An 8,828-nucleotide genomic window follows, 5' to 3' on the forward strand; every position below is an offset into this window, starting at 1 on the left:
CCACACCGAAACGAAGGGTGATTAGCTCAGCTGGGAGAGCATCTGCCTTACAAGCAGAGGGTCGGCGGTTCGATCCCGTCATCACCCACCATTCGCTTCAAGTGTTACGCGCAGCGGTAGTTCAGTCGGTTAGAATACCGGCCTGTCACGCCGGGGGTCGCGGGTTCGAGTCCCGTCCGCTGCGCCATATTCGGCAACCTGGAATACTGAACGCCAGGTCGCCACAAGAAGCCCGCTCATCGAGCGGGCTTTTTTTTGCCTGGATTTTCTGTCTACAGCCCCATCAAGCGATAACCCACCTGCAACTCAGTGATGAAATGCTGTGGCTGCGTGGGGTCTGCCTCCAGTTTTTGCCGCAGATGGGCCATGTGCACCCGCAAGTAGTGGGCGCGGTCCACATAATCCAGCCCCCACACTTCCAGCAGTAGTTGGCGATGGGTGAGCACCCGACTCTGGCCGCGAATCATGGCGCAGAGCAGGCGGTATTCAATGGGCGTCAGGTGTACCGGCTGGCCTTGGCGCCACACTTCATGGGTCGCCAGGTCGACTTCAATCCCACCGAACGCCACCTTGCTGGTGGCCACCACGCTGCCGGTTTGCCCATGCCTGCGCAGTTGCGCGCGGATGCGTGCGAGCAACTCGGGCACGCCGAAGGGCTTGGTCAGGTAATCATCGGCACCGGCGTCGAGGGCCGCGACTTTTTCCTCCTCGCGGTCCCGGGCCGACAACACCAGAATCGGCACCGACAACCAGCCACGCAATTCGCTGATCAACTGTTTGCCGTCGCCATCCGGCAGGCCGAGGTCGACGATCACCAGGTCCGGTTGACGACTGGCGGCATGGATCAGCGCGCGTTTGACGCTATCGGCCTCGAATACCTGAAACCCTTCGTCTTGCAGGGCAATCCCGACGAAGCGGCGGATATTGGCCTCGTCCTCAACAATCAAAATGCGTGCAGTGCTCATAGGGCTTCCATGGACGGCGGCGTGCCCGCCGGTAAGGTGATGATGAAATGCATGCCGCAGGCGCGGTCCGGTTGGGTTTCGATGCGCCCGCCGTGGGCTTCGACGATGCGCTTGGCCAGCGCCAGGCCAAGGCCGATCCCGGCGACCGACGACTCCTGCCGGCCTCGCGCAAAGGCTTCAAACAGATTGGCCGGGGCCAGGCCCGGGCCGTTGTCGCTGACCTGCAGAACCAGGCTGTCCGAGGCAGTGTGGGCGGTGATACTGATAATGCTGCCTGGCAGGGTGTACTTGGCGGCGTTGTCCAGCAGGTTGACCAGCACCCGTTCGATTAGCAGCGCGTCGATCTCCAGCAACGGCAATTGCGCGGCGAGCGAGGTGCGCACCTGATGGTGCGCCAAGGGTTCACGCAACTGGCGCAGGGCGCTGCCGAGGATTTCTTCCAGGGAATGCCACTGTCGGTTCAGGCGCACGCCGCGCTCTTGCAGGCGCGCCATATCCAGCAGGTTTTCGATCAGCCGCTGCATCGACGTGGCTTGCTCATGGATACCATGCAGCAACTCGGTCAGTGGGCCGGGTGGGGCGTGAGGCAGTGCGGTGTCGGCGGCGCCGATCAGCGTGGTCAAGGGCGTACGCAGGTCGTGGGAAATCGCCGCGAGCAGTGTGTTGCGCATCTTCTCGCCTTCCATCTGCACCAGGGTGCTTTGCGCCACTTCGACGAAATGCACGCGTTCCAGCGCAATCGCCAGCTGGCTCATGCAGGCTTCCAGCAGGCGGCGTTCCTGCGGGTCGTTGAAGCGTTCACGCTGGGTCAGTTCCAACACCAGCACGCCGCGTACGCGCATGGGGGCTTTGAGCGGCAAGTAGCAGCCATTGGCCGCCGACAACGTATCGGTGCCGTGACCTGCGGGCTGGCCATGGTCGTAGCTCCATTGGGCGATGCTTTCGTCAATCGGCAGCCCGCTCGTGCTGACGCTGTGCACACCGTCGGCGGCGTCCGGTAGCGCCAGGCCGACCCGTGCGTCGAACACACCGCTGAACGTGCGCAGGGCGACTTCGCTGATCTGCTCCACCGTCAACGCTGCCGACAGGTCACGCGCCAACCGTGCCAGTGACGTGGCACGCCGCTCCCGTGCGGCGGCAGTGCGTGCTTCGTGGCGAAGGCGGGCGGTGAGTTGTCCGGTGATCAGGGCGATACCGAGCATCAATGCAAAGGTGAAGAAATACTGGGTGTCATTGACCGTGAATGAGTAGGTCGGCTGCACGAAAAAGAAGTCGAAACACAGCACCGCGAGCATCGCTGCCCACACGCCGGGGCCGCGTCCATAGCGCAGTGCCACCAGCACCACGGTGAGCAGAAACAGCATGACCACGTTCGCCAGGTCGAACACTTGCAGCAGCAATGCCGCGATGGCGCTGGCGGTGAAACAGGCGAGTGTGGCCCACAGATAAGCCAGGGTTTTGCCCGGTGTCGGCGTCGGTTTTTCGAGAACCGGCGCAGGCCCCGGCAAGACGCCGTGAGCCATCACCATCTGATCGATCTGCGGGTGATGACGACTGATCCGGTCGCTGACCGACTGATGCCAGAAACGCCACGCCTGACGCGGATGATGGCCCAGCACCAGGCGATTGGCATTGTGCTCGCGGGCGCAGGCAACCAGCGCTTCTGCGACGTCCATGCCCGGCAGCGTGGCCGTGTCGGCACCAAACTCGCTGGCCAGGCTCAGGGTTTTCATGGCGGTCAAGTAACGCTTGGCGCCGCGACCCTGGGCCGACGCGACATGCACCACGATCCAGTCGGCTTCCAGCTTCTGTGCCAGTCGCGCCGCTTCGCGCACGAGGCGTTCATCGCCGGCATCACCCGCCACGCCCACCACCAAGCGTTCGCGAGCAGGCCATAACGTCTTGATCGATTGTTCGCGACGGTACACACGCATTTGCGTGTCGACGCGATCCGCCGTGCGCCGCAGGGCGAGTTCACGGAGAGCCAGCAGGTTGCCCTTGCGAAAAAAATGCTTGGAGGCGCGTTCAGCGTTCGGGCCGAGATACACCTTGCCGTCTTTGAGGCGTTGCAGCAGATCATCCGGCGGCAGGTCGACTACCACCACGTCGTGGGCGTTATCGAACACATGATCCGGTACGGTTTCGCGCACACGAATGCCGATGATCCCACTGACCACGTCATTCAGGCTTTCCAGATGCTGCACGTTGAGGGTGGTCCACACGTCGATACCGGCGCAAAGCAGTTCCTCCACGTCTTGCCAGCGTTTCGGGTGGCGTGAGCCGGGCACGTTGCTATGGGCCAGTTCATCGACCAGCACCAGAGCTGGGCGCCTACGTAGAGCGGCGTCGAGGTCAAATTCGTCGAGGGGGGATTCACGGTGCAACAGCACGGCGCGGGGCAGTTGTTCCAGGCCGTCGAGCCACTCGGCGGTCTCGGCGCGGCCATGGGTTTCCACGACGCCGGCAAGTACATCGCGGCCCTGGGCAACTTCACGCTGCGCCGCCGCCAGCATGGCGCAGGTCTTGCCTACCCCGGCGTTGGAGCCGAAGTAGATACGCAATTTGCCGCGCAAGGCGGCTTGTTCTTCCTGCTGGATTCGGGCGAGCAGGGCGTCGGGGTCGGGGCGTTCGTCACTTAATGCGGGCATATTTGTCCTGATGAATACGGTCTAAGTGTGGGAGCGGGCTTGCTCGCGAATGCGGTGTATCAGTGACAGATGAGTTGACTGACACTCCGTATTCGCGAGCAAGCCCGCTCCCACATTGGATTTCGGTACTACACGAGACCTAATCCGCTCAATAACATGTCAATCACCTTGATCCCGGCAAACGGCACCAGCACGCCGCCCAGGCCATAGATCAACAGGTTGCGATTGAGCAGCGCCGCCGCGCCAATCGCTCGGTAAGTCACGCCACGCAAGGCCAGGGGAATCAGCGCGACAATGATCAACGCGTTGAAAATCACCGCGCTGAGAATCGCCGAGTTGGGGCTGCTCAGGTGCATCACGTTCAACGCGCCGAGTTGCGGGTAGGTCGCGACAAAGGCGGCCGGGATGATGGCGAAGTACTTCGCCACGTCATTCGCCACGCTGAAGGTGGTGAGGGCACCGCGGGTCATCAGCATCTGTTTGCCGACCTCGACCACTTCAATCAGCTTGGTCGGGTTGCTGTCGAGGTCGACCATGTTGCCGGCTTCTTTAGCGGCCTGGGTGCCGCTGTTCATCGCCACCGCCACGTCGGCCTGGGCCAGCGCTGGTGCATCGTTGGTGCCGTCGCCGGTCATGGCCACGAGCTTGCCTTGTGCCTGGTAGTCGCGGATCAGTTGCAGCTTGTCTTCCGGCCGGGCCTCGGCGAGGAAGTCATCGACGCCGGCCTCCACAGCAATGGCCGCCGCTGTCAGGCGGTTATCGCCAGTGATCATCACGGTCTTGATACCCATGCGCCGCAGCTCGGCAAAGCGTTCCTTGATGCCGCCCTTGACCACGTCCTTGAGCTCCACCACGCCCAACACCCGAGTGCCGTCGCTCACCACCAGTGGTGTACTGCCGCGCCGCGAGACTTCATCGACCTTGGCCTGCAACGCCGCTGGGAAACTGCCGCCCAAGGCTTCGATATGGCTGCGGATCGCATCCGCCGCGCCCTTGCGGATCGCCCGGCCTTCGGGCAAGTCGACGCCGCTCATGCGGGTTTGCGCGGTGAAATGCACGAAGCTGGCGCCCAGGGCGTGGATGTCCCGCGCGCGGATGTCGAATTTCTGCTTGGCCAGTACCACAATGCTGCGGCCTTCCGGGGTTTCGTCCGCCAGGGACGCGAGCTGTGCGGCGTCAGCCAAGTCGGCTTCCTTCACACCCGGCGCCGGCAAGAAGCTACTGGCCTGGCGATTGCCCAAGGTGATGGTGCCGGTCTTGTCCAGCAGCAGCACGTCGACATCGCCCGCCGCCTCGACCGCACGGCCCGAGGTGGCGATGACATTAGCCGACATCATCCGGCTCATGCCTGCCACACCGATGGCCGAGAGCAGGCCGCCGATAGTGGTAGGGATCAGGCACACCAGCAGCGCCACCAGCACGGTGGCGCTGATCACGCTGCCGCTGCCGCTCATGGCCACGGCAAAGATCGAATAAGGGCTGAGGGTGGCGATCACCAGCAGGAACAACAGCGTCAGGCCCACCAGCAAAATCGTCAGGGCGACTTCGTTCGGGGTTTTCTGGCGCTTGGCCGATTCGACCATCGAGATCATGCGGTCGAGGAACGACTCGCCGGGGTTGACGCTGATGCGTACCACCAGCCAATCCGACAGCACTCGCGTGCCACCGGTGACCGAGGAAAAGTCGCCACCGGCCTCGCGAATCACAGGTGCCGATTCACCGGTGATCGCACTTTCATCCACCGACGCGACGCCTTCAATCACCACGCCGTCCAGCGGTACCAGGTCGCCGGCTTCGATCAACACCACGTTGTCTTTGCGCAGTTGGCTGGCTTCCAGGGGTAGCCACGCGCTGCCGTGGCGCGGTTGCTGCAGCAACTTGGCCAGCGTTTGGCGCTTCATGCCACGCAGGCTGGCGGCCTGGGCGCGGCTGCGGCCTTCGGCGAGGGCTTCGGCGAAGTTGGCGAATAGCACGGTGAACCACAGCCACAAGGTGATGCTGAGGATAAATCCGCTGGGCGCTTCACCCTGGCCGCCCAGGGATTGGAACCACAGCAACGTGGTGAGGAGGCTGCCCAGGTAAACCACGAACATCACCGGGTTTTTCCATTGCGCCTGGGGCAGCAGTTTCTTCAGTGCATCGACGCCGGCGGTGAGCACGATACGTCGATCAAACAGAGGTAAACGAGCATTTTTCATGGGGGACATCTCTTACTCACTGACCGCAATAGAAGGCTGACGCGCATCCAGCGCCAAGTTGAGTTGCAGCACATTCACCCGTGGCTCGCCGAGCAGGCCAAGGGTGCGCGCGGCAGTGTGGGCGTTGAGCAGTTGCAGCAGTTCGGCTTCGGGGAGGTGCCGCAAGCGCGCCACCCGCGCCAGTTGCAGGCGGGCGTTGGCCACCGAGATGTGCGGGTCGAGGCCCGAAGCGGACGCGGTGACCGCATCCACCGGCACCGAAGCTTCGGCTGTCAGGCCGTTGTCCAGGCGATAGGCTTTGGCGCGTGCGGCGACCTGGTCCACAAGTTTCTGGCTGGTTGGCCCCAGGTTGCTCGCACCGCTGGCCCCTGCGTTGTACGGCTGCGCAATGCTCTTGCTTGAGTCTTGCGGGTCGGCACCGAGGGTCATGCTTGGGCGGCCATGGAAGTACGAGGGCTTTGTGAAGTCCTGGCCAATCAATGCGGAGCCGATCACCAGACCGTCGCGTTCGATCAGCGAGCCCTGGGCCTGAAACGGGAACAACAGTTGCGCGGCTACGGTGGTGAGCGCCGGGTACGCAAGGCCAGTCAGCACCATGAAAAACACCGCCGAAACCAGCACCGGGCGCAGCAGCCCTTTGAATATCGATTGAGTCGTCATCAACGTGTCCTCAGTTGTAGGTCTGGCCGGACAGCAACTGCAGTTGCTCCACCAGCGGGCCGAGCGCGAGCGCCGGCAAGAAGGTCAGGCCACCGACCACCAGCACCACGAACACCACCAGCACCATGAACAGTGCAGTGGCGGTGGGGATGGTGCCGGCACCGGCTGGCACGGTCTTTTTCCGTGCCAGGGAGCCGGCCACGGCCAGCATCGGCAGCATGGTGAAGAAGCGCCCGATCAACATCGCAAGACCGATGGTGGTATTGAAAAACGGTGTGTTGGCGTTCAGTCCGGCAAACGCCGAACCGTTGTTGGCGGTACCGGAGGTGTAGGCGTAGAGCACCTCGCTGAAACCGTGGGGGCCGAGGTTGTTGAGGCTGGCCAGGGTGTCTGGCCACAGGGCGGCGAGGGCAGTGAAGCCGAGAATGCTGATGGGATGGGCGAGCACTGAGAGCATCACCAGTTTCATCTCCCGAGCCTCGATTTTTTTGCCAAGGAATTCAGGGCTGCGGCCGATCATCATGCCCACCAGGAACACCGTCAGCAGGGCGTACTGGATCAGGTTGATAAAGCCCACGCCGTCGCCGCCAAACACACAGTTGAGCATCATCTGCGCCAGGGGCACGAAGCCGCCCATGGGCGTCAACGAATCGTGCATGGCGTTGACCGAACCTGTGGTTGCGGCGGTGGTGGTGGCAATAAACAAGCTGCTGTCGGCAATGCCGAAGCGCAGCTCCTTGCCTTCCATGTTGCCGCCGCTTTGCTCGATCGACAGCGTCTGGTTGGCACCGGCCTGGGTCAGCAACGGGTTGCCGGTTTGTTCAGCGCCGTACACCAGCGCGAGGAAACCGATGAACATCACGAGGAAGGTGCCGAAAAACACCCAGCCCTGACGGCGTTGCAGCAGCATGCTGCCAAAGGTGTAGGTCAGCGCTGACGGGATCAGCAACATGCTGAGGATGTGCAGGATGTTGGTCAGTGGCGTCGGATTTTCGAATGGGTGGGCCGCGTTCATGCTGAAGAAGCCGCCACCGTTGGTGCCGATATGCTTGATCGACTCAAAGCTGGCGACTGCGCCGACAATCAGCTGCTGCTGTGCGCCCTCAAGGGTGGTCGCCAAGGCTTGGGAGGCGAAGGTTTGTGGCATGCCTTGCCACACATACACCAGCGCCATGCCCACGCAGAGGGGGAGCATCACCCGGTAGAGCGTACGGGTGAAATCGACCCAGAAATTACCGATATCGGCCGAGCTCGAACGGCTTAACCCGCGGATGAAACCTGCGGCTGCCACCACGCCTGAAGTGGCGCCGACGAACATCAGGAAGGTGATGACGGCCATCTGGCTGAAGTTCGACAGGCTGGATTCGCCCGAATAAGCCTGCCAGTTGGTGTTGGTGATAAAGGACGCGGCGGTGTTGAACGCCAGGTCCGGGGTTTGCGCGGCCAACCCCAGCGGGTTGATCGGCATCACGGCCTGCAGGCGCAGGATGGCGTAGCCCAGCAGCATCATTGCCGCGTTCGATAGCAATAGCGCTGAGCCGTAGCGGGCCCAGCCCATGGTTTCCTGTGGGTCGATGCCCAGCACACGATAGGTGCAACGTTCCGGCAAGGCATGGCGCGTCCCGGTAAAGACCCGGGTCAGCCACTTGCCCATCAGCACGGCGAGCGCGGTCATCAATCCCAGTACCAGCGCGAATTCCAGCAAAGTGCTTAACATGTCGTGGCTCCGTTCAAAGCTTGCCCATGGCGACAATGGCCATGGCAGTCGCAACAAAAAACACCAGGGAGAGGCCTATAAACATCACGTCGTACATGGCGAACTCCCTAGAATCTTTCGGCGCGAATAAGGGCGTAACCCAAGTAAGCGAACAGCCCGACGGCACATAAGCCGCTGGCGATATAAATGAAATTAAGTGTGAGCACGGTGTAACTCCCCTGGTTGAATAAGCCGGGGAGGTTAAGGGCTTGCGTATCAAGCTCGGGCACTGATTGGTGGGGGCGGTATTAAGACGGTATATAGATCGGCTTTGGCGGGGCGAACGAAAAATAGGGATAGCCCGATGCCGGGGTATCCCTTTAAACGCTGGGGTTCTGCTGATTTTGACGACCCGCTTATTTGGCTTTCTTTTTCTTCTCGTTGCGGGTGGCGAGGTGTTCGAAGCAAAACGCGGCGGTGCCGAAGAGTGCAATCATTGACAGGACGACCATGCCTAAAGTTGAACTTTCCACGATGACTTCCTACGGGTTTTTGGGGTAGGAGGTGACGGTAGAGGGTGGGGGGTTAGTTGCTCAATAGGCACGACGTAATCGTTATGGGGAACTTGGGATCTATACGGAATCTTTACGGGGATATATCC

Annotated in this window: 6 protein-coding genes and 2 tRNA genes; 2 read left to right on the forward strand and 6 right to left on the reverse strand. The window is 61.9% G+C overall.

The genetic code is table 11. From position 1 onward, the window contains the following. Window positions 1-15 precede the first annotated feature (15 nt). Window positions 16-91: transfer RNA gene (locus ACRESD_RS03070), tRNA-Val, on the forward strand. A 19-nt stretch (window positions 92-110) separates the two neighbouring features. Continuing rightward, window positions 111-187 (forward strand) — tRNA-Asp (locus ACRESD_RS03075). Between the two features lie 85 nt (window positions 188-272). Here the strand turns inward: ACRESD_RS03075 and ACRESD_RS03080 are convergent. From ACRESD_RS03080 to kdpF, 6 genes are all read right to left on the reverse strand, one after another. Continuing rightward, window positions 273-965 (reverse strand): response regulator, encoded by a 693-nt coding sequence (locus ACRESD_RS03080; RefSeq protein ID WP_431749576.1) that lies wholly within the window; start codon window positions 963-965, stop codon window positions 273-275. Beyond that, complete coding sequence (locus tag ACRESD_RS03085; protein WP_431749577.1) at window positions 962-3,613, reverse strand: DUF4118 domain-containing protein; 2,652 nt, start codon at window positions 3,611-3,613, stop codon at window positions 962-964. The genes ACRESD_RS03080 and ACRESD_RS03085 overlap by 4 nt, the downstream gene beginning before the upstream one ends. A gap of 128 nt (window positions 3,614-3,741) precedes the next feature. Beyond that, complete coding sequence (gene kdpB, locus ACRESD_RS03090; RefSeq protein ID WP_431749578.1) at window positions 3,742-5,811, reverse strand: potassium-transporting ATPase subunit KdpB; 2,070 nt, start codon at window positions 5,809-5,811, stop codon at window positions 3,742-3,744. Between the two features lie 12 nt (window positions 5,812-5,823). Next, on the reverse strand, window positions 5,824-6,471 hold the full coding sequence (gene kdpC / locus ACRESD_RS03095; RefSeq protein WP_431749579.1) for a K(+)-transporting ATPase subunit C: 648 nt from the start codon (window positions 6,469-6,471) through the stop codon (window positions 5,824-5,826). Between the two features lie 10 nt (window positions 6,472-6,481). Beyond that, window positions 6,482-8,188, reverse strand: a complete 1,707-nt coding sequence (gene kdpA / locus ACRESD_RS03100; protein WP_431749580.1) for a potassium-transporting ATPase subunit KdpA — start codon at window positions 8,186-8,188, stop codon at window positions 6,482-6,484. Window positions 8,189-8,295: 107 nt separating this feature from the next. After that, complete coding sequence (gene kdpF / locus ACRESD_RS03105) at window positions 8,296-8,457, reverse strand: K(+)-transporting ATPase subunit F (protein WP_431749581.1); 162 nt, start codon at window positions 8,455-8,457, stop codon at window positions 8,296-8,298. Window positions 8,458-8,828: the final 371 nt, after the last annotated feature.

It is taken from the genome of Pseudomonas sp. (assembly GCF_050739995.1).
Classification (GTDB): Bacteria; Pseudomonadota; Gammaproteobacteria; order Pseudomonadales; family Pseudomonadaceae; genus Aquipseudomonas.

Bases quoted from the DNA above. Each gene is read 5' to 3' on its own strand.
- ACRESD_RS03080 (WP_431749576.1), bottom strand. From the start codon at position 965: ATGAGCACTGCACGCATTTTGATTGTTGAGGACGAGGCCAATATCCGC.
- ACRESD_RS03085 (WP_431749577.1), bottom strand. From the start codon at position 3,613: ATGCCCGCATTAAGTGACGAACGCCCCGACCCCGACGCCCTGCTCGCC.
- kdpB (WP_431749578.1), bottom strand. From the start codon at position 5,811: ATGAAAAATGCTCGTTTACCTCTGTTTGATCGACGTATCGTGCTCACC.
- kdpC (WP_431749579.1), bottom strand. From the start codon at position 6,471: ATGACGACTCAATCGATATTCAAAGGGCTGCTGCGCCCGGTGCTGGTT.
- kdpA (WP_431749580.1), bottom strand. From the start codon at position 8,188: ATGTTAAGCACTTTGCTGGAATTCGCGCTGGTACTGGGATTGATGACC.